We start from the raw sequence: 20,905 nt of genomic DNA, 5'->3' as shown, positions 1-20,905 counted from the left end.
TAAAACAACCCAGGTTGAGGCAATGCCATGGCACTGACAGATCGAGACCACAGATTGCGGGCACAAGTGACGCCTGAGGCCTTGTTTCACGACAGGCGCAGGGTACTCAAGGCCTTGGGGCTGTTGGGGGCGGGCGCCAGCCTGAGCCCCTTGGCGCAGGCTGGCCTGCTGGATTTATTCTCGACCCCGGCCAAAGCGGATGGCCGCTTGCCGCTGCCCCATGCCAAGCCGGCGGCCTACCAGGCGGCGCTGCCCTTGACGCCAGAAGAGAAGGTGCTGGGCTACAACAATTATTATGAGTTCGGCATGGGCAAGGGGGATCCCGCCAAGCAGGCTCAGGGGCTGGTGACAGAGCCCTGGTCACTGACCATAGACGGCCTGGTGGCCAAGCCGCTGACCCTGACGGTAGCGGAGCTCGGCCAACGCTTTGCCTTGGAGGAGCGCATCTATCGGCTGCGTTGCGTGGAGGCCTGGTCCATGGTGATCCCCTGGCTCGGCTTTGAGTTGAACCAGCTGCTGGCGCTGGTGGAGCCCTTGCCGACGGCCCGCTATGTTGCCTTCGAAACCCTCTATGATCCCAAGCAGATGCCTGGTCAGGCCAGCTCCCGCATCGGCGGTGGACTTGTGTATCCCTATGTGGAAGGCTTGCGGCTGGATGAGGCCCGCCATCCGCTGACCCTGCTGGCGCTGGGGCTCTACGGCAAACAACTGGCCCCCCAAAATGGCGCCCCCTTGCGCCTGGTGGTGCCCTGGAAATATGGCTTCAAGAGCATCAAGGCCATAGTGCGTATCCGTTTGGTGGCCAGCCAGCCGCCCACCACCTGGAGTCAGGCTGCACCCAATGAGTATGGGTTTTATGCCAATGTGAATCCTGCGGTGGATCATCCGCGCTGGTCCCAGGCCAGCGAGCGGGTCATAGGTCCTGGGGGTTTGTTGGACATCCGCCGTCAGCCCACACTGCCATTCAACGGCTATGCCGACGAGGTGGCGGAGTTGTATCAGGGGATGGATCTAAGGCAATGGTTTTAGAGCGGATGAAGGCAATCAAGCTGTTATTGCACCTTATGTGTCTGGCACCGTTAGGCTGGGCCTGGCTGCATCTGGTGCAGGGTGGCTTTGGTGCCGATCCGGTCAAGGAGCTTATCCATTTTGGTGGCAGGACCACGCTGCAGCTGCTGATCCTGACGTTGTCGGTCAGCCCCCTGGCCCGCGGATTACACAAACCGGAACTCATCCGGGTCCGCAGGTTGTTGGGGCTCTGGTGCTTCGCCTGGGCCTGTGGCCATGTGACCGCCTATCTGCTGCTGGAGTTGGCCGGTGATGGCTGGCTGTTGCTGAGCGAGATACTGCGGCGGCCAAACCTGCTGTTGGGTGCCATGGCCTGGCTCATCCTGCTGTCCCTGGCGCTGACCTCCAATCGCTGGTCTCAACGTCGATTGGGGCGGGCCTGGCAGCGGCTGCATTGGGGAGTGTACGCCGTGGCGATACTGGCCCCCTGGCATTATCTGTGGTCGGTGAAGAGTCTGAGCCCGGAACCCTGGATTTACGCCGGCCTGCTGGCCGGCTTGTTGCTCTGGCGAGTGTGGCGGCGCTGGCGACGCCTCAACCCAGCGCCTTGTGCAGCAGGACCTGCTGGTCGGCGGTGAAGGGCAGCTTGAGGGCCGCAGCGTGGCCGGCATCGGACATCTTGCGCCAGGTTTTTTGCAAGATGTCGATGAGCTTGTCTTCGCTCTTACCCTGGGCGAACTCATCCAGGTAGTAACGTAAAAACACCAGGCAAACCACGTCCTCCAAGGTCTGACTTTCAGGATCCCGCTTCATCTGCTCCTTGCGCAACAAGGCGCCTACCCGTTCTATCATCTGCGTCTCATAACCGGCCTGGGCCAGAATGTCGCCCGCCCGCTGGGCATGCAGCGCCTTGAGGGCGGTGCGCCAAGCCAGATAACCGGCCCGGTCCATGGGGTAGTCCTGGCGGGGGATGCGCCAACGCTCTATGTGCTGGGCCCGGGCTGCCAGTTGCAGTGCCTCGCTGGCGTGGGGACAAAATGCCGCCAGCTCATCGCTCATGCGCTTGGCATAGAGCAGCTCGGTGGGGTGGGATTGGCCCTGGGCGTCCTGGCTCTGACGGGGGTCCTGAGCATTGGCGGCGTCCATGGCCTCCAGGGCACACAGCAGGCGTTGATTGTCACTGTCTCGGGTCATGATGTGGATGTCTCGTTGGCAATTGGATTGCGGTCGGTGGACTGGCATGACGCTGTTATACCAGACTTTTCCCTTCGCCCCCAAAACCAAGCGGTTGAGCTCGCAGGCTCTGGGGACCATGGCATGCACTAGATAAAAGATAAGCCAAGTATCCACAGCGGGAGTCGGGGGGCCGCGGGCCATAGACGGGAAACCTGCGGTCGCCGAAGAAGACGCTTAGATTGTCTGGGGATTTTTTGTTTTATTTCCAGTAGCATGGGTGCGTTTTTCGCGCTTGCAAGGAACTGCCCATGCCCGCTTTGTACTCTATTTCCGCGCTCGACCGCACGGCTCAAGCCCAGATCCAGGCCCGCATCGACAATAAAACCAAACCCCTCGGTGCTCTGGGCCAATTGGAGCCGCTAGCCCTGCAACTGGCCCTGATCCAGCAAACCCCCACGCTGCGCCTGTCTAATCCGACCCTGCTGGTGTTTGCCGGGGATCACGGGGTTGCCGCCGAGGGCGTTAGCATAGCGCCGGCGGCGGTCACCCGGCAGATGGTGCTGAACTTCCTGGCGGGGGGCGCCGCCATCAACTGCTTCTGCCGCACCCTGGGCTGGCAGCTCAAGGTGGTGGATGCCGGTATCCTGGAACCCATAGACGATCCCCGTCTCATCACGCAGCGGCTGGGGGCGGGAACCGCCAATCTGGCTCTGGAGTCCGCCATGAGCCAGACCCAGTGTCAGCAGGGGCTGCAGCTGGGCGCAGCGCTGGCCCGGCGCGAGATAGCATCGGGAGCCGACCTGTTGGCCTTCGGCGAGATGGGCATCGCCAACACCACCTCGGCTACCGCCTTGCTGGCGGCCCTCACGGGCGCCCCGGTGGCCGCCTGTATCGGTCGCGGCACCGGCATCAATGATACTCAGCTGGCTCATAAGCAGGCCTTGATCGAGCAGGCCGTGGCCAGGGTGGCGGGGCAAACCGATCCGCAAGTGCTGCTGGCGGAGCTGGGCGGTTTTGAGCTGGTGCAGATCTGCGGCGCCATCCTGGCGGCGGCCGAAGCCAGGGTGCCCATGCTCATCGATGGCTTCATCGTCAGTGCTGCCGCCCTGGTGGCCTGCCGCATCGCGCTGGCCTGCCGGGATTACATGCTGTTCAGCCATGGCTCCGCAGAACCCGGTCATGCCAGGCTGCTGGCGGCCATGCAGGCCGAACCCTTGCTGGATCTGGGGCTGCGGTTGGGCGAGGGGACGGGGGCGGCGCTGGCGCTGCCGCTGTTGCAGGCGGCGGTCAGCTTCTACAACGACATGGCGAGCTTCGAGTCAGCCGGAGTCACCGTCTGATGACTCGCCTTGGGTGCCTCGCCAACGATTTTTGGTTGGCGCTGGCTTATTTTAGTCGGTTGCCTGTGCCATCGGGTACCGTCTATAGCCCAGAGGCCCAGCAGCGGGCCATCGGCTATTTTTCCCTGATCGGCTGGCTGCTGGGGGGCATACAGGCCCTTGCGCTGTGGGGTGCCTGCCAGATCTGGCCTCAGCCGGTGGCGGTGCTCTTGGCCATGGTGCTGGGGCTGCTGCTCACGGGCGCCCTGCATGAAGATGGCCTGAGTGACATGTGCGACGGTCTGGGCGGCGGTCTGGATCCAGCCAGCAAGCTGGCGATCATGAAAGACTCCCGCCTGGGGACCTATGGTGCCCTGGCGCTGGTGACCAGCTTGTTGCTCAAGGCCGGCCTGCTGGTGAGCCTGGCCGCGCCCTGGTGGGCCCTGCTGCTGGCCCAGCCCTTATCCCGTGTTCTGGCCGGCAGCCTGATGTTTGTGTTGCCCTATGTGCGCGTCGAGTCCGCCAAGGCCGGGGCTGTGGTGGGCAAGTCGAGCCGGTGGCAGCGGCTTGGGCTGTGGGCCGGTGGCGCCCTGGCGCTGTGGCTATTGCCCTGGCCCCTGGCGTTGGCCTGTATTCTGCTGTTAGGGCTCTTGTTTGTCTGGCTGGTGCGTTTTTTCACCCGTCATCTCGGCGGCTATACCGGTGACTGCCTGGGGGGCGCTCAACAGCTGGCGGAGCTGCTGATCTATCTGCTGCTGGCCACCCAATTACCCGGAGGTGTGACATGGCCCATGTGACCCTGATCCTTGGCGGTGCCCGCTCGGGCAAGTCGGCCCTGGCCGAACGATTGGCGCAAGACAGTGGCCTGGCGGTCACCTATATCGCCACCGCCCAGGCTGGCGATGCCGAGATGGCGGCCAGGATCGCCCATCATCGGGCCCGGCGTCCCGCCCATTGGCGCCTGGTGGAAGCCCCCTTGGCCTTGGCGTCGACCCTGGCTCGCGAGGCTGACACCCATACCCTGCTGCTGGTGGATTGTCTGACCCTGTGGCTCACCAATCTGCTCTGTCAGGCGCAGCCGCCGGATGATGCCGGTTTGGCCGCCCTGTCTGCTGAGCTGGCGGATCAATTAGCCCAGCTTCCCGGGGAGGTGCTGCTGGTCAGCAACGAGGTGGGATTGGGTGTTGTGCCCATGGGGGCCTTGTCCCGGCGCTTCGTCGATGAGGCAGGCCGGCTCAATCAGGCCCTGGCGGCCCGGGCGCAGCGTGTTGCCTTTGTGGCGGCCGGTCTGCCCCTGTGGTTAAAGGGGACGGCCCCGTCCGCCTTTGGAGTAGCCCATGAGTGACAGACCCGGCTGTGTGCATCTGCTGCGCCATGGCCCGGTGGCCGGCGCGCCGGCGCTCTATGGCCGCACCGATGTGGCGTTGGCACCGGAGGCCCAGACCCTGCTGGCGCCGCTGTTTGCGCAGGCTTCTCCCTATGACCAGATCATCAGCTCGCCCCGGACCCGCTGCCTGCAGTCCGCCCAGGCGCTGGCCGGTCACTGGCAGGTTCCGCTGACGGTTCGGCCTGAGTGGGCCGAGCTGGACTTCGGTGACTTAGACGGCCGGCCCTTTAGTGAGCTGACCGAGCAGTGGCCGCTGCTGGAGGCCTTCTGGCAGGCCCCAGCCCGTCATACCCTGCCTGGGGCCGAGCCCCTGGTGCACTTTCATGCCCGGGTGCTGGCCACCTGGCAGAGTCTGCTGGCGGAGCTGGGTGAGCAACGGGTGCTGGTGGTGACTCACGGCGGTGTCATCCGGCAACTGGTGGGTCAGTTGCTGGCAGCGGATTGGCGCAGTGGCGCCCTGCAGCAGGGGCTCCATCTGCCCTACGCCAGCCTGACCCGCATCTGGTGCTGGGCCGGTGAGCCCCCTGTGTGTCAGATCCGCCAGCTGGCCGCCAGCCCGGCGCAGCTGTTGTGGCAAGAGGAAGCAGCATGGCGTCTTATGTAGATAATCCACCGACGGTGGCCCAGACCCTGATGGTGCAAGGCACCAGCTCGGATGCGGGCAAGAGCCTGATGGTGGCTGGGCTGTGCCGCCTGTTGGCCCGCGCCGGTCACCAGGTGGCGCCCTTCAAGCCGCAGAACATGGCGCTCAACAGTGCCGTCACCGCCGAAGGGGGCGAAATTGGCCGGGCCCAGTCGGTCCAGGCCCTGGCCGCCGGCCTGGCGCCCCATACCGACTTCAATCCTGTGCTGCTCAAGCCCTCCTCGGATACCGGCTGCCAGGTGATCTTGAATGGCCGGGCGGTGACCGACATGGAGGCGGCGGCCTATCACAACTACAAGCAGGTGGCCATGCACACCGTGCTGGCGGCCCATGATCGCCTGCGGGCGCGCTTTGCGCAGATCATTGTGGAGGGGGCGGGCAGCCCGGCGGAGATCAACCTGCGCCAAGGGGATATCGCCAACATGGGCTTTGCCGAGGCGGTGGACTGCCCGGTGATCTTGGTGGCCGACATCGACCGTGGCGGGGTGTTTGCCCAGCTGGTGGGCACCTTGGCGCTGATCAGTCAAAGTGAGCAAGACAGGATCAAGGGCTTCATCATCAACAAGTTCCGTGGTGACGTCGCCCTGCTGCAACCCGGGCTCGATTGGCTGGAGCAGCATACCGGCAAGCCGGTGCTGGGGGTGGTGCCCTATCTGCAGGATCTGGAGATAGCGGCGGAGGACGCCATCATGACCCAGGATCACAGCACACAGCCGCTGATCCGGGTGGCGGTGCCGGTGCTGGGCCGGATCAGCAATCACACCGACTTCGATCCCCTGCGCCTGCATCCCCAGGTCCAGCTGAGCTACGTGGCGCCCCATGCCGCCTTGCCGCCGTGCGATCTGCTGATCCTGCCCGGCAGCAAGAACGTGCGGGCGGATCTGGCGCAGCTCAAGGCCCAGTGGGGTGAGCAGATCGCCCGCCACCTGCGTTATGGCGGCAAGGTGCTGGGGATCTGCGGCGGCTACCAGATGCTGGGTGAGACCATTCACGATCCCCTGGGCCTGGAGGGCCCCGCCGGCAGCAGTGCGGGCCTGGGTTACCTGCCGGTGCACACCACACTGGCGCCGGAAAAACAGTTATGTCATACCCAGGGGCAGCTGCAACTGGGCGAGCACCAGGCGCCGGTCCGGGGCTATGAGATCCATCAGGGGCGCAGCACGGTAGGCGATGCGGCCGCCGTGGTGCGGCTGGACTCGGGCGCTGCCGATGGGGCCCTGAGTGCCGATGGCCAGGTGGCCGGCACCTACCTGCACGGTCTGTTTGACGAGCCGGCGGCCTTAGCCGCCGTGTTGGCCTGGGCCGGTGCTGTGGTGACGCCACCACAAGATTATCAAGTTCAGCAATTGGCCGCCCTGGATCGGCTGGCGGATTGTCTGGCGCAACAGCTGGACATGGCGCGGATCGCGGCGCTGCTGTCCCCACAGTGGAGAAATACCTGATGGTAGATGAACAACAACAGGCCGAGCGTCATAAGGCCCGGCAACAACGCCTCAAGGAAAAGGTGGATGCGCGCATCGCGGCCGCCCAGGAAGAGCGGGGTCTCCTCATCGTCATCACAGGCGATGGCAAGGGCAAGAGCACTTCGGGATTCGGTACCGTCTGCCGCGCCGTGGGCCATGGCCTCAAGCCGGCGGTGGCCCAGTTTATCAAGGGCACTTGGGCCTGCGGCGAACGCACCTTGCTGGAAGGTGCCGGGGTGCCCTTTGCGGTGATGGCCACCGGCTTCACCTGGGAGACCCAGGACAGGGCCCAGGATACGGCGGCGGCCCAGGCGGTCTGGCAGGTGGCCAAGGGCTGGCTCACGGATCCGACCTTGGATCTGGTGCTGTTGGACGAGCTGACCTATATGCTGGCCTATGACTACCTGGATCTGGATGAGGTGCTGGAGGCCTTGGTCAACCGGCCGCCGCGGCAGCATGTGGTGGTCACAGGCCGTGGTTGCCATCGCGCCCTGCTGGAGCTGGCGGATACGGTCAGCGAAGTGAAGAAGGTCAAACATGCCTTCGATGCCGGCATCAAGGCGCAACAGGGCGTGGATTGGTAAGGAGCCCCAGATGAAGAGTAAATTCAGCCCAACAGAACTGCGGGTCATCGCCTGCCTGATTGAAAAGCAGGTGAGCACCCCGGATCAATACCCTCTGACCTTCAACAGCCTGCTCAATGCCTGCAATCAAAAGAGCAATCGCGAGCCGGTGCTGAATCTGAGCGAGGTGGCGCTGCAGGCGGCCCTGGATGGCCTGGTGGCCAAGCGCCTGGTGCACAATGTGGCGGGCTTCAACGCCCGGGTGCCCAAATACCAGCACAGGTTCTGCAACAGCGAATTCGGCGAGCTGCAGTTTGACCCTCAGGAGTTGGGGGTGCTCTGCGAGCTGATGTTGCGGGGGCCCCAGACGCCGGGCGAGTTGCGCTCCCGCACCGCCCGTCTGTGCAGCTTTACCGAGGTCAGCGAGGTGGACAAGGTACTGGAGCGCCTGATGGCCGCCGGCCACGTGCAGCGACTGGAGCGGGAACCTGGCAAGCGGGAAAACCGTTACTGCCAGCTGTTTGGCGGCGAGCCGCCGGCCAGCGTGGTGCCTGTGGGGAGTGCCCTGGATAGGACGGCTGAGCTGGAGGCCGAAGTGGCCCGGTTGCGCCAACAGGTGGCAGATCTGGAAGCAGCACTGGCCCGCTATCAGAGCGAATAACCAAGATAAACAACACGAGGAGAGCAAAGCGTGCAGCCTTATTCATTGTGGCGGGGCCCCTGGCTGGCCTGGTTCAGCAAACCCTTCTACCAGCATCTGGGGCGCTATGGCCGCGGTATTGGTTTTGTCTATCTGCTGGGGCTGAGCGCCCTGTGCAGCCTGCCCAGCTACTGGTTTATTCAAAATGCGGTGGATCACTTCTACGACCAGCAGCTGGATGACTATCTGCGGCAGGTGCCGACCCTGCACTTTCGTGATGGCAGCTTGAGCATCGATGAGCCTGCGCCGGTGGAGATCCGCGATGCCGACATGTCCCTGGTGGTGATCGACCCCAGCGGGCGCTACCAGTCCCTGGATGAGGTGGATGCCCCCGTGCTGGTGACTCGCCATGAGCTCATCATGCGCAAGGGCCCGAGCCGTACCGAGCACATGGAGTTCAGCCAGTTCCCCGATATGGTGGTGGATCAGCCGATGATGCGGCGCCTGTTTGACGAGGTGCGCCGGATTGCCGGCAAGTTTGTCTACCCGCTGATCTGGCTGTCCGACTGGGGCTATCGCACCTTCCAGGCCTTGATGCTGGGGGGCTTTGCCCTGCTGCTGGCGCGCCGGCGCAATCTGGCCATGACCTATGGCACCGGCATTCGTCTGGCCGCGGTGGCCTTGACCCCGGCTATCCTGCTGCAAGCCTTGCTGGTGTGGTTGAACCTGAGCCTGCCGGCCGCCTGGTTGCTGTTTTTGGCCCTGGAGCTGGGTTACGTCTATTTTGCGGTGGCCCAGCAAAGTGACCAGGACGAGACGCCGACGGATACCCTGGTGGTCTAGGCTGTAGGCAAGGACGACTAACACCGGAGCGGACATGGTCAGTTGGGGGTTGTTATTGGCGGGTTTGCTGTTGCCTATCCAGCAGCAGGGGGTCATGGCGGAGCAGAGCTGGGTCACCGTCAGTCGCTCCGCCTTGCCCTATGCCCCCCAGCCCCAGGCCTTGTCTCTGTTCACCGATAACAGCAGCCTGCAGCCGCTGGAGGTGCAGGCCACCGACACCGGCTGGCGGATCCTGTTTCGTGAACGGATCCGCGGCCCTGTGAACCTCTATCTGGACGAGGCGGTGCCACCGGCGGTAGAGGCGCCCAAGGCCGCTCCCAACGCCAGTCGCGGGCCGGCCGTCTGCTACCGGGTCACGCGATCGAGCGATACCCTGTGGCGGGCCGGGCAATCCCTGACTGTGGCCGGCGAGGATCCCTATCTGATGGTGCTGGCGCTGTTTGCCAGCAACAAGGAGCGCTTGGGCAATGATCCTGATGGATTGCGTCTGGGGGACGAGCTGCTGTGTCCATCGGCCGAGGTATTGAGCTACTTCACCAACATGGACACGCCAACCCGGCGTAACCTGTACCGCCGACTGGAGGCTTATGGCCGGCGGCTGCAGCGTTAAGGGTTTGGCTTGTCTGAATCGTCCGACAGTGATAACATCCCGCGCTGCTTTACCCGAGGTGCCGGACGGTCGCATCCGACACCAAAATTCACTTAGATAAAGAGAGAACGACTATGTCTTTCGTATTTGAAGCTCAACAACGTACCGACCTGGGGAAAGGTGCGAGCCGCCGCCTGCGTCGTGACGAAAAGGTACCGGCCGTAGTTTACGGTGGCACCGAAGCCGCTGTGTCCGTCACCCTGGATTTCAACAAGGTGAACGTGGCTCAACAGCAAGACGCTTTCTACAGCGATGTACTGACTCTGAACATCGATGGCAAGGAAGTGAAGGTGAAGCTGGCTGCCGTTCAACGTCACCCGGTTAAGACACAAGTGGTTCACCTGGACTTCGTACGCGCCTAATCGCGTACCGCTTCAGACTAAAGGCGCTCAGTAGAGCGCCTTTTTTGTTGTCATCCTTAAACCACGAACGTTCCGTCGGGGCTATGCCCGTAGAGCGCCCATGCTCGGGCGTCTTCATCAATATAGGCATGTTGAATAAACCATCTGTCGTGGTTGTGTCATCATGCTGGCTAAGGGGTTGTTATCCCTTGCCGCTGGCCGAGGAGAGCGGGCCGGCCGGGCGCGAGGCAGGGAAGCCGAGCGAGTTATCGCCGTGTTGGGAACACGTCGATAACGACCGAGAAGCCGGACCGATAGACGAGGACACCCGCAGGGCCAGCGGGCAGGGATTGCTGGGGATTGCCAAGGGGGACCCTTGGCCCGCCACCGCCAAGCCGGGGGTAGAAAGAGCGCGATAGTGGAGAAAGGCGGCACGGACAAAATCCGCATCAAACAACCGACGTTGGTTTATGCCTCAGGTCTGATAACTCTACGCTTGAGTGAGACAGCCCCCTTCTAGGGGGCCAATCAAAGCCACCTGCTATGCAGGTGGCTTTTTACTGCCCGATCACCAGATGGGCTGGCTGAGGAAGGGGTTGCTGACCCGCTCGTGACCCAAGGTGGAGTTGGGGCCATGACCCGGGATGAACAGCACCTCGTCGCCCAGTGGCAGCAGCTTGTGATTGATGGCGTCCAGCAGGTCGGCATGGTTGCCCTTGGGAAAGTCGGTGCGACCGATGGAGCCGTTGAACAGCACATCCCCCACCAGTGCCAGTTTGGCGGCCTGGCTGTAGAACACCACATGTCCCGGCGTATGGCCCGGGCAATGCAGCACCTGTAGCTGTTCCTGGCCCAGGCTCAGGGTGTCACCCTCGTTGAGCCAGCGATCTGGCACGAAGCTCTCTTGATGGGGAAAGCCGAACATTTGCGATTGGGCGGGCAGGGCCTCAAACCAGAAGGCATCGGCCTGGTGCGGGCCTATGATGGGGCAGCCGGTCTGCTGGCGCAGCTCGTCGGCGGCCCCCACGTGATCCAGATGGCCGTGGGTCAGCCACAGCTGGGTCAGGGTCAGGCCAGCCTCGGCCACCGCCTTGCGCAGCAGCGCCGGCTCGCCGCCGGGATCCACCAGGGCCGCCTCATGGGTCTGATCACACCACAGTAGGGTGCAATTTTGCATGAAGGGGGTGACCGGCAAAATTTTGTACTTGAGCATGAAGGCTCCACAGTCAACAGGAAAAGGGCATTCTACCCCGCACTGGCCGAGGGGCCAACCGAGGCGCCGAAGACCTGGCTAAGCGCCTGGGCAATGGCCGCATGATCCTGCGCCGTCCAGTGCAGCCCGTCCGGGCTGTCGCCCAGTAAGGGGGCCGGATCCACGCACGTCAGCTGCCAGCGCTCGGCGATTGCTTGCCACAGGGGCAACAGTGCCGGGGCCAGCGTATGGCTGGCGCTAAACAAGCTGCGCCAGGCCCCCTGCAAGGCGGGGATCGGCGCCGGGGCGAGCAGCACGAGCCGGCCAGGCCGCCCGGCATGGTGCCAATCGCCAAGATAGGCTTCCAGTGCCTGGCCAATCTCAGCCGGGTGGCCACCGGCGGCCAGATCGTTGATCCCCAAGGCCAGCACCAGGTAAGCCGGCTGTTCGGCCAGGGCTGCTTGCCAGCTGGCACGGTCAGAAACCAGCCCGAGGCTGGGGTCTTCACACACCAGGGTGCGCCCCGGCTGACCAAGATTGCGCAAGGAGTGACCCAGCGATTTGGCCAGTTGCTCCGGCCAGCGGTCTGCCGCCGGATGCCGACCGCCTGCCGGGTGCCAACCCCAGCAATTAGAATCACCAAAACAGAGCAACATGCCTTCACTCCTGCCACACAAAACACACAGGGTACCCTCTACCCTCAGCGGGTGCCAGGGGATGGATCAAAGCCCCGCAGTTGAACGGCCGCATGCGGCGCTCTTGTCGGTAAATGGTTAACAAAGAGGGGAAGAAAAAACGCTTTCAGTGGTCGGATCAGATGAAATTTTCGCACTGACAGGTACAATTTTAACATTTAATCTAAGTGCATCTTATTACCAAGGATCACATATGTTGTACCATTGGCTGGCCCGGTTTTCCCTGCGTCGCTTCACCCTGCTTTGTTCACTCCTCATCTTGTTGTCCATCCTGAGCACCACGCTGTTGGGTATGCGCCTGAGTAAGCAGATAGATCATCTGGGGGCTGAGGCGGCTCATCTCAACCATATTCAGGATGCGCTGCAGGCACTGCGCTTTCACACCTCCCAGATCCAGCAATTCCTAACCGATGCGTCGTTAACCGGTGATGCAGATGCGGTGTCCGAGGCAAGGTCTCATCAAGCGGCGGCCCAGGCGTTACTGCCGACAGTGCAGGAAGAGAAGATCGCACTGCAAGGCCTGATGGAGCAGCAGCTCAGGGTTGGGCTACAGATGGTGCAAGCCTATCAGCAGCAAGGGGCCCAGGCGGGCAATGCCCTGATGAAGGCGCCAGTTCAGGGATTTGATGCCATCTCAGCCAACATTGCCCAGCAGTTAGATGCGGCCTTGCAACAGCATGGCGCCGAACTGGCCCAGTCCCGCCAGCAGCGACTGGCCCTGGAGCAGACATTGTCTAGCCAAACCCTGTGGTTGCAGGGGATCAACGGTCTGCTGGTGCTGCTGATCCTGGCGGCCCTGCTAGTCAAGGTGCTGACGCCTTTGAAGGCACTGGCGCTCAACCTGGATAACCTGGCGCGGGGAAACAAGAATCTGGCGTTTCGTCTGCCGGTGGTGGGGCAGGATGAATTTGCCCGGCTGGCCAAGACCTTTAACCATTTCCTAGGGGATCTGGATCATATCGTTGGCACGGTACAGGGGGTCTCAGAGCAGAATGGCCACAAGATCGAGGGGCTCAAGCAGCAGACCCGGATGACGCAATCGAGCATGGATCAGGTGCAACAGAATACCGATGCCCTGGCGACGGCCATCAACGAGATGGCCAGCACGGTGCAGGAGATCGCCCGCAACACGGATGAGGCCAAACAAGAGACGGAACAGACCCAGCAGGCGGCGAGCATGGGCCAACAGCGGGTAGCTCAGGCGGTGAACCTTATTCAGGAGGTGGCCACCGAGATTGAGCAGGCGGCCGGCATCATCAACCGGCTGGAACAGGAAAGCGGCCAGATCGGCGAGATCCTCAATGTCATCCGTACCATCTCGGATCAGACCAACTTGCTGGCCCTCAATGCCGCCATCGAGGCGGCCCGGGCCGGCGAGGCAGGGCGGGGGTTTGCCGTGGTGGCCGATGAGGTGCGCATGTTGGCCAACCGGACCCAGGGTGCCACGGTGGAGATACAACAGAAGATAGAACAGCTGCAGCTGCGTACCGCCGAGGCGGTCAACACCATGCACGAGACCAGTCGGCTTAGCGAACAGGCGGTGTTGCAGGCCAGTGATGCCGGTCAGACGCTGCATGCTATCGTCAGCGCCGTAGACAGGATCACCGGGCTCAATACCCAGATTGCCGCGGCCGCCGAGGAGCAGTCGCTGGTGGCCGAAGAGACCAGCCGCAACGTGGTGGAGGTGGCGGACATTGCCCGTCAGACGCTCGAGCTGGCGCATCGCAGTGCTCGGCGCGCCCAGGAGGTGGGCTTTGGCAGTGAGGAGATCCGCCTGCTCGGTTCTCAATTCAAGGTCAGTTATCACTCCACTCAGCAGACAGATGGCAACATAGTCAACTGGAGCCCTGCCTTCAGTGTGGATGTGGCGGAGGTTGATGGTCAGCATAAGGGGCTGTTTGACGCCATGAACCACTTCTATCGGGCGCTCCACGACGGCAGTGCCGGTCATCAGATCAAGCAGCGGCTGGATCACTTGGTCAACCTGGCCAAGCAGCACCTGATCTCAGAGGAGGCCCTGATGCACAAGGCCAACTACAGCGATCTCAGTGGGCATAAGGAGGTGCACGTCAAGCTGCTCAAGGATCTGGATGCCCTGTTGCAGCGCTTTGCCCGGGGCGAGCCGGATGCGGATCTGGAGATTGTCATGTTTCTCAAGAGTTGGCTGATCGACCATATCTTCCGCGTCGACAAACACTATGTGGCCGAGCTACACGCCGCCGGCATTCGATAACCAAAAGGATGCAACGTAAACCGCCCAATCGGGCGGTTTTTTTATGGGGCGGGAGCGCGCAGAAAGGCCAGGCAGTCTGCCGCTGGCCCCTGAAACACCACCGGCTGGGGCCTGGCCTGCAGATGGCGGCGGTAGATGGGATCGTAGTATTGCGTCAGCAGGCGACCTATCCAGTCGGCGTGCCCCCCCCGATCCCCGGTCTGTTGTTGCGATTGTAAGGCGGCCTGCAGACTCTCCTGCAACTGGCGGCACAGCAGATTGCCCAGGCGCTTCTCCAACCGTTGCAGGGCGGTGCCCAGAAATTGTGCCAGCTGCTGCCAGGCGGCCTCCTCGTCCATCTGGCGGGCAAACCGAGCCCACAGGCCATCCACGTAGTCACGTTGAATGCGGGCGATCCGCTCATCCAGCGGTGCCTCCAGGATCACCAGCGGTGCCTGCTGCATGGCCTGGTAGAGGGACATGGGCAGGGTGCAGCGACCTATCATGCGGCTTTCGTCTTCCAGCACCAGGCCGGGGGCGCCGGTGCTGTGTTGACGCAGCATGGCCAGGCTCAGGCGGTTTTCAAAATCGATGTTGCTGGGTTGCCCCTCCGGCAGGCCGCCGAAGCTGGAGCCTCTGTGCTGAGCCAGGCCTTCCAGATCCACGCCGTTGGACAGTTTCAGCAGCAGATCTGTCTTGCCGGTGCCCGTCATACCACAGAGCACCAGTAGCGGCAGCTGGCTGCTGAGCCTGTCCAGGCTGTCGATCAGACAGCGGCGCAGCGCCTTGTAGCCCCCTTCGACCCGGGGGACCACACAGCCTTGCTCCGCCAGCCAGCGCTGTACCGTCTCGGAGCGCAGGCCACCCCGGGCGCAATACAGCAGGGTATCTGGTTGCTGTTGGATCTGGCTGAGCCAGGCGTCCATCCGGGCGGCGCGAATATCACCGCTGACCAGTTGATGGCCCAAGGCGATGGCGGCCGCCTGGCCCTGCTGTTTGTAGCAGGTGCCCACGGCGGCCCGCTCGGCATCGCTCATCAAGGGCAGGGAGATGGCCTGGGGCAAGGCCCCTTCGGCAAATTCGGCCGGGGCGCGCAGATCGATGAGGGGCCTGCCGCTGAGCAGCAGGTCGGCATCCGCCGCCAGAGTCGGCAGCGTCATGCCGGAGTGGACCAGTGAATGCGAGCGCCGGCCTCATAGGCGGCCAGCTCGCCGATGGCTTGCAGTGGCAGCCCTTGTTCGGCGGCACAGGCCAGAAACTCGGCGCAGCTGTCCGGGGCCACCGCCACCAGCAGACCCCCGCTGGTTTGGGGATCGCACACCAGGTTGCGTTCCGACTCGCCCAAGGGCGCCAGCTTGTGGCCATAGGCATCGAAGTTGCGCAGGGTGCCACCGGGGACGCAGCCCTGGGCGAGATAGAGCTCCAAGGCTGGTAGACGGGGCAGGGCGCCCAGATCCACCCGCGCCTGGAGATTAGCGCCCTCGCACATCTCCAGCAGGTGCCCGGCCAGGCCAAAACCGGTGACATCCGTCATGGCATGGACGCCGCTTAGGCGGGCAAAGGCGCGGCCCGGGGTGTTGAGCCGGCACATCTGCTCGGGGGCCAGCTGCGCATCTTCCTCCCGCAGCAGGCCTTTCTTCTGGGCGGTGGTGAGGATGCCCACGCCCAAGGGCTTGGTCAGAAACAGGCGATCACCGGCCTGGGCGGTATCGTTGCGCTTGAGCTCAGCCAGGCTGACCAGGCCGTTGACCGCCAGGCCGAAGATGGGCTCGGGGGAGTCAATGCTGTGGCCACCGGCCAGGCTGATCCCCGCCTCATGGCAGGCGGCGCGCCCGCCGTCGATCACCTGGGCCGCCACCTCCGGCGGCAGTTTGGCGATGGGCCAGCCCAGGATGGCGATGGCCACCAGGGGCGTACCGCCCATGGCGTAGACATCGCTGATGGCATTGGTGGCGGCGATGCGGCCGAAGGTGAAGGGATCGTCCACTATGGGCATGAAGAAGTCGGTGGTGGAGATGAGAGCCCGGCCATCCCCCAGGTCCACCACGGCGGCGTCATCCCGGCTGGCATTGCCCACCAGCAGGCGGGGATCGGTAAAGCCTGGCAAATTGCTGTGGAGTATGCTGTCGAGCACCTTGGGTGAGATCTTGCAGCCACAGCCGGCGCCGTGGCTATATTGGGTGAGACGAATGTCTGTCATGGCGGCTCCTTGCAAATTGAGCCGCCATTTTACGCCTGCAGGCAGGGCGAGACCAGACGGGGCCGTCCCTAACGGACGCGCACCACCAGGCCCTTGAGGTAGAAGCCTTCCGGGTAGGGGGTGGCGATGGGATGATCTGCCGCCTGGCCCATCCGCTCGAGGATCTGGGCCTCGCGCCCGGCATCCAGTGCGGCATCCGCCACTATCTTCTGGAACAGATCCGCATCCATCAGGCCGGAGCAGGAGAAGGTTAGCAGGATGCCGCCGGGATTGAGCAGCTGACAGGCCAGCAGGTTGATGTCCTTGTAGCCACGGCAGGCGCCTGGCAACTGAGCCTTGCTCTCGGCAAACTTGGGCGGATCCAGCACTATCATGTCGAAGCGCTGGCCCTCTTCGCGGTAGCGGCGCAGCAGCTTGAACACATCCTCATTGACGAACTGGGCACGACTCAGATCCAGCTGATTGTGCTCGGCGTTGCGGCGGGCGATGGCCAGGGCGGGATCGGAGACATCCACGTTGATCACCTCGCTGGCACCGCCCTTTAGGGCATAGACGCCAAAGCCGCCGGTGTAGCAGAAGCAGTTGAGCACCCGCCGGCCTTGGGCGTAGCGGCCGGCAATGGCACGGTTGTCACGCTGATCCAGATAGAAGCCGGTCTTGTGGCCGCCTTGGATGTCCACCTGGATCTGCACGCCGTTGTTCTCCTGGATCAGCAGATCGCTCGGCGGCAGCTGGCCATACACCAGCCCCTGGCTCTCCTCGAGCCCCTCTTTCTTGCGCACCGCCACATCGGAGCGCTCATACAGGCTGCAATCGGGATAGAGCTGCTTGAGGGCGGCGAACAGCTGCTCCTTATGGTACTCGGCACCGGCGCTGAGCAGTTGGCAGACCAGGAAATCGTTATAGCGGTCTATGGTGATGCCGGGCAGGCCGTCGGACTCGGCTGCCACCAGGCGGTAGGCACTCAGGCCCTGGCGCTGGATCAGCGCATCCCGCCCGGCCTGGGCCCAGCGTAGCCGGTTGATGAAGAAGTCGGTGTCGATGGTTTCCTGCCGATCGAAGGTCCAGATCCGGGCGCGGATCTGGGAGGCCGGGGACCAGGCGGCGCGGGCCAGCCAGCGGCCATCGTGCGTGAAGAGATCCACGGGCTCACCGGCGGTGGGCTTGCCCTTCACCTTGTCGATGGCCTTGGAGAAGATCCAGGGGTGGCGGCGCAGTACGGAACGCTCGCGCCCGGCTTGCAGGAAAATGGCGGCACTCATCAAATTGATCCTGATGCTCAAATGGGGGGCATATTGTAGGGGGGCCGGCGCACAAAAGAAACCGCCGGCCTGGTCGACGCATCGCTAGAGGGCGCTGGAGTGGGTCAGCCGCACGCCGGCGTTGCTCATGGCCTGCAGGGCGTTGATGCCATCGCCGGGGGTGAGCTCTACCGCGGCAACCGCATCCAGCACCACTGTGGTGTCAAAACCCGCCTTGATGGCATCCAGGGCGGTAGCCTTGACACAGTAGTCGGTGGCCAACCCCACGATATACAGGTGATCCACCTGGGCCTGGTGCAGGGTCTGGGCCAGATCCAGGTTGGTGGCTTCGAAGGCCGAGTAGCCGTCGTCGGCCTGGCCCGTGCCCTTGTACAGCCGCACCTGGATGGCATCGGCCTGCAAGTCGGGGTGCAGGGCCGCCCCCTGGCTCTCTTGCACACAGTGCACGGGCCAGCGCTCAAAGTGTCGGCTCTGGGCAGGATGCCAGTCCTGAGAACTCAGCACCAGCGGAAAACGGTCCAGCAGGCGATTGATCACGGGAACCACCTGATCCCCTTGCGGCACCGCCAGGGCACCACCGGGGCAGAAGTCGTTCTGGACGTCGACGATAAGCAGGGCGCGTTGCATAGGCACTCCTTCATGGTTGCTCAGACGGGAACTCATGGCGCTGTCGTTACTTACCAAGCTAGCAAGGGTGCGGCGTCAGGCAAAGGCGTGACAAAGAAAAAGGCGGCGTCGGCACGGGTTACTGGGGGCGGAGGCAGGACTGGATGGAGCCCCCGGCAGGATGGGCCGGGGTAACAGGAGGAGCCCGGCCTGGGCTCCCGACAATTAGATCTCTTCGTCAGCCAGATCCCGGGCCAGGGTCAGCGGCTCCACTTCGATACCATCGAGGTCAGCATTCCAGTTGATGCCCATCAGTACCTGATCTTCCGCCAGATCGTTGACCCATTCCTCCATGAATTCCTCCAGGGCGATGGGAGCGGCCCGGTAGTCGGCCCATTCATCCACGCAGTGCCGTTGGGCATCCTCCTGGGCAGACCAGATGGGCATGACTTCGCGGCCCGGCTGCTCGGCGGAGTCACACACGACCCACTCATCGTCAAACTGCAGGGCCCAGACCTGCTGAGTGTCCTGGGATTGTTGGATGAAGAGGGCATAGTTTTGCTGAATGTCGCTGGTGAGCTGGCTCATGATGATCTCGTGACGATAAATGTGGGGGGATCCTCGCCGATCCGTCGGCCAGGTACAAGTGCGGCGCCGATGTGGCGCCGCAAAACTTAGGGCTGTTGCACCTGCACCGTCGCCTCGGCATGCCGGGGCGCCTTGTGATCCAACGGATGCCAGCCCATGGTGAGCAGCAGCACCACGAAGCCCACCAGATAGGCGAGGCAAACATGCCAGCCGTGTCTGAGCCAGAGCACCACGGAGCGGGCCTGCGGGAACATGCCCGATAAGGCCACCCCGGCGGAGGAGCCAAACCACAGCATGGAGCCGCCGAATCCGACCGCGTAGGCCAGAACTCCCCAGTCATACCCCCCTTGCACCAGGCAGAGTTTGGTCAGTGGGATGTTATCAAAAACGGCGGAGATGAAGCCCAGACTCAGTGCCGTCTGCCAGGAGGCGGCAGGCAGCTGCTCCACCGGCATCAGGGAGGCACAGGTCACCAAAGAGACTAGGAAGATGGTGCCGGGCAGGGCGTGCTTGAGTTCGTCCCAGGGGGTCTTGGTCAGCAGGGCACCGACGAGGATGGCCACCCAGACCCCCAGAGCCGGAAAGTCGAACAGGTAGTTGGTGACGATGGCCATCACCAGGATCAGCGCCACCACCAGCAGGCGAACCTTATCGATACGACAGCCATTTTCGGCGGAGGCCAGCATGGGTTGGTGCTTGTGTTGCTGCTTGGCCGCAATCACACCAAACACCAGCAGGGCAATGGCAGCAGCCACATAGGCGTGCAATACCTCAATCGGGGCCACACCATCGATCCACATCAGGGTGGTGGTGGTGTCGCCCACCACGGAGCCGGAACCCCCGGCGTTGCTGGCGGCCACCACACCAGCCAGGTAACCGATGTGTACCTTGCCGTTATACATCACATAGGCCATGGCGCCCCCTATCATGGCCGCGGCGATGTTATCCAGGAAGGAGCTGAATACAAACACCAACACCAGCAACAGGAAGCCGCCGCGCCAGTCGGTGGGCAATACCCGCGGGAACCATTGGGGCAGGTTGGAGGCGTCGAAGTGCTTGGCGAGAATGGCAAAGCCGAATAAGAGGCCGATCAAGTTCAGCAGAATGCGCCATTCACCATGGTGGTGGGCATCACCTAACAGGTGCCCGATGAATGAAAAACTGTCATCAAACAGGTATTTGACAAACAGTATGGCCATGAGGCCCAACAGAGCGACCCACATGGTGTGGTTGTGATACAGGGCCACCCCCAACAGGGTGGCTGCAAACAGAATAAACTCCAGGCGAATGCCCCCCAGGGAGGGCACAGTACCGTGGTGCATCAGCCAGGTGACCGACGGCAGCACGAAAAACAGCAGTGCCGCCATCACTATCTTCGGAAGATACCAACTCAGACGATTGCTTTTCATCAGTCACCTCCCTGGTGACAAGTCAGTTTATTGTTGTGAGATGATCCAATGCTGGAACGCCTTACGGGTGGCAGGGTCGGCTTGCAGATACCATTGCTTGAGGGCCTCAAGGGTCTTGTTGCCGGCATCTCCCATGGTTTGTGTCGAGCTACTTGCTGTTGTTACTGTTTGGTTACTGAGTGCGGGAGCCGTTTGCGGCAGGGGCAAACTGTCGAAAGACCAACCCAGGGCCATCAGCTCTTCTTTATAGTCGCGGCCAATTTGTAACCCCTCTTTCTTTGGCATCACCTTGATCTCGGCCGGGTAGGCCTTGCCAGCGGCATCCACCAGCGTCACGGGCTGGGTCTGAAGGAAAGCCTCAGCCGCCCGCAGGGTCCGTGGGTAATCGAATGCCAGGGTCAGGGCTTCGCCCCCCTTGACGGTAAAGTCCACCACCAGGGGTTCACCGGCAATCAGATCGGTGTCGCCGGCACTCTTGTAGCTGTTCTCAAAACGCACCACCAACTGGTGCCGACCGGGGGCCAGTGGTAGCTGACGGGCTTCACTGAGCAGTTGTTTCTTCAGTGGCGCGCCATCAAACAGATAAACGACGTAAGGGCGGGGCAAGGTAAAATGAGCCTCTGCGGCTCCCACGCAAAAACAGGCGAACCACCCCAGAATTGGCAGGAGCAGCTTGGTAGATAGACGCATGAAAAATCCTCTTATAGTG

The 20,905-nt window shown here is 62.9% G+C and carries 23 protein-coding genes; 13 read left to right on the top strand and 10 right to left on the bottom strand.

The genetic code is table 11. The features are described 5' to 3' along the window. The first annotated feature begins 27 nt into the window (after window positions 1-27). Both msrP and ABD847_RS01405 read left to right on the top strand, forming a co-directional pair. Window positions 28-1,029, top strand: a complete 1,002-nt coding sequence (gene msrP, locus ABD847_RS01410) for a protein-methionine-sulfoxide reductase catalytic subunit MsrP (protein WP_345009309.1) — start codon at window positions 28-30, stop codon at window positions 1,027-1,029. A gap of 5 nt (window positions 1,030-1,034) precedes the next feature. Continuing rightward, window positions 1,035-1,646 carry a protein-methionine-sulfoxide reductase heme-binding subunit MsrQ gene (locus ABD847_RS01405; RefSeq protein WP_345009307.1) on the top strand — a complete coding sequence of 204 codons (612 nt, stop codon included), beginning with the start codon at window positions 1,035-1,037 and terminating at the stop codon, window positions 1,644-1,646. On the opposite strand, the gene ABD847_RS01400 is transcribed toward ABD847_RS01405, so the two are convergent. After that, a complete protein-coding gene (locus ABD847_RS01400; RefSeq protein ID WP_345009305.1) occupies window positions 1,603-2,202 on the bottom strand; it encodes a DUF4202 domain-containing protein in 600 nt (199 codons plus the stop codon). The genes ABD847_RS01405 and ABD847_RS01400 overlap by 44 nt on opposite strands. Window positions 2,203-2,492: 290 nt before the next feature. Between ABD847_RS01400 and cobT the strand changes: the two genes are divergently transcribed. From cobT to rplY, 10 genes are all read left to right on the top strand, one after another. Further along, window positions 2,493-3,524, top strand: coding sequence for a nicotinate-nucleotide--dimethylbenzimidazole phosphoribosyltransferase (gene cobT, locus ABD847_RS01395; RefSeq protein WP_345009303.1), 1,032 nt, complete (start codon window positions 2,493-2,495; stop codon window positions 3,522-3,524). After that, window positions 3,524-4,300 carry an adenosylcobinamide-GDP ribazoletransferase gene (locus ABD847_RS01390; protein WP_345009300.1) on the top strand — a complete coding sequence of 259 codons (777 nt, stop codon included), beginning with the start codon at window positions 3,524-3,526 and terminating at the stop codon, window positions 4,298-4,300. The genes cobT and ABD847_RS01390 overlap by 1 nt, the downstream gene beginning before the upstream one ends. Beyond that, window positions 4,288-4,848, top strand: coding sequence for a bifunctional adenosylcobinamide kinase/adenosylcobinamide-phosphate guanylyltransferase (gene cobU / locus ABD847_RS01385; RefSeq protein WP_345009298.1), 561 nt, complete (start codon window positions 4,288-4,290; stop codon window positions 4,846-4,848). The genes ABD847_RS01390 and cobU overlap by 13 nt, the downstream gene beginning before the upstream one ends. Continuing rightward, window positions 4,841-5,494: a histidine phosphatase family protein gene (locus ABD847_RS01380; RefSeq protein WP_345009296.1), complete on the top strand. Its 654-nt coding sequence runs from the start codon at window positions 4,841-4,843 to the stop codon at window positions 5,492-5,494. Before cobU ends, ABD847_RS01380 begins: the two co-directional genes overlap by 8 nt. Further along, a complete protein-coding gene (locus tag ABD847_RS01375; protein WP_345009294.1) occupies window positions 5,479-6,975 on the top strand; it encodes a cobyric acid synthase in 1,497 nt (498 codons plus the stop codon). Before ABD847_RS01380 ends, ABD847_RS01375 begins: the two co-directional genes overlap by 16 nt. After that, window positions 6,975-7,580 (top strand): cob(I)yrinic acid a,c-diamide adenosyltransferase, encoded by a 606-nt coding sequence (cobO, locus tag ABD847_RS01370; RefSeq protein WP_345009292.1) that lies wholly within the window; start codon window positions 6,975-6,977, stop codon window positions 7,578-7,580. The genes ABD847_RS01375 and cobO overlap by 1 nt, the downstream gene beginning before the upstream one ends. Before the next feature lie 10 nt (window positions 7,581-7,590). Then, window positions 7,591-8,220, top strand: coding sequence for a YceH family protein (locus ABD847_RS01365; RefSeq protein ID WP_345009290.1), 630 nt, complete (start codon window positions 7,591-7,593; stop codon window positions 8,218-8,220). 30 nt (window positions 8,221-8,250) lie between these two features. Beyond that, window positions 8,251-9,042: a DUF1189 family protein gene (locus ABD847_RS01360; RefSeq protein WP_345009288.1), complete on the top strand. Its 792-nt coding sequence runs from the start codon at window positions 8,251-8,253 to the stop codon at window positions 9,040-9,042. 34 nt (window positions 9,043-9,076) lie between these two features. Then, entirely contained in the window at window positions 9,077-9,652 is a 576-nt protein-coding gene (locus ABD847_RS01355) for a hypothetical protein (RefSeq protein WP_345009286.1), read from the top strand. A 113-nt stretch (window positions 9,653-9,765) separates the two neighbouring features. After that, window positions 9,766-10,053 carry a 50S ribosomal protein L25 gene (gene rplY / locus ABD847_RS01350; protein WP_345009285.1) on the top strand — a complete coding sequence of 96 codons (288 nt, stop codon included), beginning with the start codon at window positions 9,766-9,768 and terminating at the stop codon, window positions 10,051-10,053. A 547-nt stretch (window positions 10,054-10,600) separates the two neighbouring features. Here rplY and ABD847_RS01345 read toward each other — a convergent pair. Together ABD847_RS01345 and ABD847_RS01340 are read right to left on the bottom strand one after the other, a co-directional pair. Further along, the gene (locus ABD847_RS01345; protein ID WP_345009283.1) at window positions 10,601-11,245 is read right to left on the bottom strand and encodes an MBL fold metallo-hydrolase; all 645 of its coding nucleotides are present in this window, start codon (window positions 11,243-11,245) and stop codon (window positions 10,601-10,603) included. Window positions 11,246-11,277: 32 nt separating this feature from the next. Continuing rightward, window positions 11,278-11,880 carry a GDSL-type esterase/lipase family protein gene (locus tag ABD847_RS01340; protein WP_345009281.1) on the bottom strand — a complete coding sequence of 201 codons (603 nt, stop codon included), beginning with the start codon at window positions 11,878-11,880 and terminating at the stop codon, window positions 11,278-11,280. A 232-nt stretch (window positions 11,881-12,112) separates the two neighbouring features. Between ABD847_RS01340 and ABD847_RS01335 the strand changes: the two genes are divergently transcribed. Beyond that, a complete protein-coding gene (locus ABD847_RS01335) occupies window positions 12,113-14,152 on the top strand; it encodes a bacteriohemerythrin (RefSeq protein WP_345009279.1) in 2,040 nt (679 codons plus the stop codon). Between the two features lie 41 nt (window positions 14,153-14,193). Here ABD847_RS01335 and mnmH read toward each other — a convergent pair whose 3' ends face one another. The 7 genes from mnmH to ABD847_RS01300 form a co-directional block, all read right to left on the bottom strand. Next, window positions 14,194-15,291 carry a tRNA 2-selenouridine(34) synthase MnmH gene (gene mnmH, locus ABD847_RS01330; RefSeq protein WP_345009277.1) on the bottom strand — a complete coding sequence of 366 codons (1,098 nt, stop codon included), beginning with the start codon at window positions 15,289-15,291 and terminating at the stop codon, window positions 14,194-14,196. Continuing rightward, complete coding sequence (selD, locus tag ABD847_RS01325) at window positions 15,288-16,331, bottom strand: selenide, water dikinase SelD (RefSeq protein ID WP_345009275.1); 1,044 nt, start codon at window positions 16,329-16,331, stop codon at window positions 15,288-15,290. Before selD ends, mnmH begins: the two co-directional genes overlap by 4 nt. Window positions 16,332-16,399: 68 nt before the next feature. Next, the gene (locus tag ABD847_RS01320) at window positions 16,400-17,593 is read right to left on the bottom strand and encodes a class I SAM-dependent methyltransferase (RefSeq protein WP_345009273.1); all 1,194 of its coding nucleotides are present in this window, start codon (window positions 17,591-17,593) and stop codon (window positions 16,400-16,402) included. Window positions 17,594-17,677: 84 nt separating this feature from the next. Next, window positions 17,678-18,220: a nicotinamidase gene (locus ABD847_RS01315; protein WP_345009271.1), complete on the bottom strand. Its 543-nt coding sequence runs from the start codon at window positions 18,218-18,220 to the stop codon at window positions 17,678-17,680. A gap of 204 nt (window positions 18,221-18,424) precedes the next feature. Further along, the gene (locus ABD847_RS01310) at window positions 18,425-18,787 is read right to left on the bottom strand and encodes a DUF2750 domain-containing protein (RefSeq protein WP_345009269.1); all 363 of its coding nucleotides are present in this window, start codon (window positions 18,785-18,787) and stop codon (window positions 18,425-18,427) included. Between the two features lie 86 nt (window positions 18,788-18,873). Then, the gene (locus ABD847_RS01305) at window positions 18,874-20,196 is read right to left on the bottom strand and encodes a citrate transporter (RefSeq protein ID WP_345009267.1); all 1,323 of its coding nucleotides are present in this window, start codon (window positions 20,194-20,196) and stop codon (window positions 18,874-18,876) included. Window positions 20,197-20,223: 27 nt separating this feature from the next. Beyond that, a complete protein-coding gene (locus ABD847_RS01300) occupies window positions 20,224-20,886 on the bottom strand; it encodes a YccT family protein (RefSeq protein WP_345009265.1) in 663 nt (220 codons plus the stop codon). Between the last annotated feature and the right edge of the window lie 19 nt (window positions 20,887-20,905).

Origin of the sequence: Pseudaeromonas paramecii (genome assembly GCF_039540575.1) — a bacterium.
Taxonomy (GTDB): domain Bacteria; phylum Pseudomonadota; class Gammaproteobacteria; order Enterobacterales; family Aeromonadaceae; genus Pseudaeromonas; species Pseudaeromonas paramecii.
The sequence above is the reverse complement of the archived record's forward strand: the minus strand, read 5'-3'. Positions and strand labels throughout refer to the sequence as shown.

Bases quoted from the DNA above. Each gene is read 5' to 3' on its own strand.
- msrP (WP_345009309.1), top strand. From the start codon at position 28: ATGGCACTGACAGATCGAGACCACAGATTGCGGGCACAAGTGACGCCT.
- ABD847_RS01405 (WP_345009307.1), top strand. From the start codon at position 1,035: ATGAAGGCAATCAAGCTGTTATTGCACCTTATGTGTCTGGCACCGTTA.
- ABD847_RS01400 (WP_345009305.1), bottom strand. From the start codon at position 2,202: ATGACCCGAGACAGTGACAATCAACGCCTGCTGTGTGCCCTGGAGGCC.
- cobT (WP_345009303.1), top strand. From the start codon at position 2,493: ATGCCCGCTTTGTACTCTATTTCCGCGCTCGACCGCACGGCTCAAGCC.
- ABD847_RS01390 (WP_345009300.1), top strand. From the start codon at position 3,524: ATGACTCGCCTTGGGTGCCTCGCCAACGATTTTTGGTTGGCGCTGGCT.
- cobU (WP_345009298.1), top strand. From the start codon at position 4,288: ATGGCCCATGTGACCCTGATCCTTGGCGGTGCCCGCTCGGGCAAGTCG.
- ABD847_RS01380 (WP_345009296.1), top strand. From the start codon at position 4,841: ATGAGTGACAGACCCGGCTGTGTGCATCTGCTGCGCCATGGCCCGGTG.
- ABD847_RS01375 (WP_345009294.1), top strand. From the start codon at position 5,479: ATGGCGTCTTATGTAGATAATCCACCGACGGTGGCCCAGACCCTGATG.
- cobO (WP_345009292.1), top strand. From the start codon at position 6,975: ATGGTAGATGAACAACAACAGGCCGAGCGTCATAAGGCCCGGCAACAA.
- ABD847_RS01365 (WP_345009290.1), top strand. From the start codon at position 7,591: ATGAAGAGTAAATTCAGCCCAACAGAACTGCGGGTCATCGCCTGCCTG.
- ABD847_RS01355 (WP_345009286.1), top strand. From the start codon at position 9,077: ATGGTCAGTTGGGGGTTGTTATTGGCGGGTTTGCTGTTGCCTATCCAG.
- rplY (WP_345009285.1), top strand. From the start codon at position 9,766: ATGTCTTTCGTATTTGAAGCTCAACAACGTACCGACCTGGGGAAAGGT.
- ABD847_RS01345 (WP_345009283.1), bottom strand. From the start codon at position 11,245: ATGCTCAAGTACAAAATTTTGCCGGTCACCCCCTTCATGCAAAATTGC.
- ABD847_RS01340 (WP_345009281.1), bottom strand. From the start codon at position 11,880: ATGTTGCTCTGTTTTGGTGATTCTAATTGCTGGGGTTGGCACCCGGCA.
- ABD847_RS01335 (WP_345009279.1), top strand. From the start codon at position 12,113: ATGTTGTACCATTGGCTGGCCCGGTTTTCCCTGCGTCGCTTCACCCTG.
- mnmH (WP_345009277.1), bottom strand. From the start codon at position 15,291: ATGACGCTGCCGACTCTGGCGGCGGATGCCGACCTGCTGCTCAGCGGC.
- selD (WP_345009275.1), bottom strand. From the start codon at position 16,331: ATGACAGACATTCGTCTCACCCAATATAGCCACGGCGCCGGCTGTGGC.
- ABD847_RS01320 (WP_345009273.1), bottom strand. From the start codon at position 17,593: ATGAGTGCCGCCATTTTCCTGCAAGCCGGGCGCGAGCGTTCCGTACTG.
- ABD847_RS01315 (WP_345009271.1), bottom strand. From the start codon at position 18,220: ATGCAACGCGCCCTGCTTATCGTCGACGTCCAGAACGACTTCTGCCCC.
- ABD847_RS01310 (WP_345009269.1), bottom strand. From the start codon at position 18,787: ATGAGCCAGCTCACCAGCGACATTCAGCAAAACTATGCCCTCTTCATC.
- ABD847_RS01305 (WP_345009267.1), bottom strand. From the start codon at position 20,196: ATGAAAAGCAATCGTCTGAGTTGGTATCTTCCGAAGATAGTGATGGCG.
- ABD847_RS01300 (WP_345009265.1), bottom strand. From the start codon at position 20,886: ATGCGTCTATCTACCAAGCTGCTCCTGCCAATTCTGGGGTGGTTCGCC.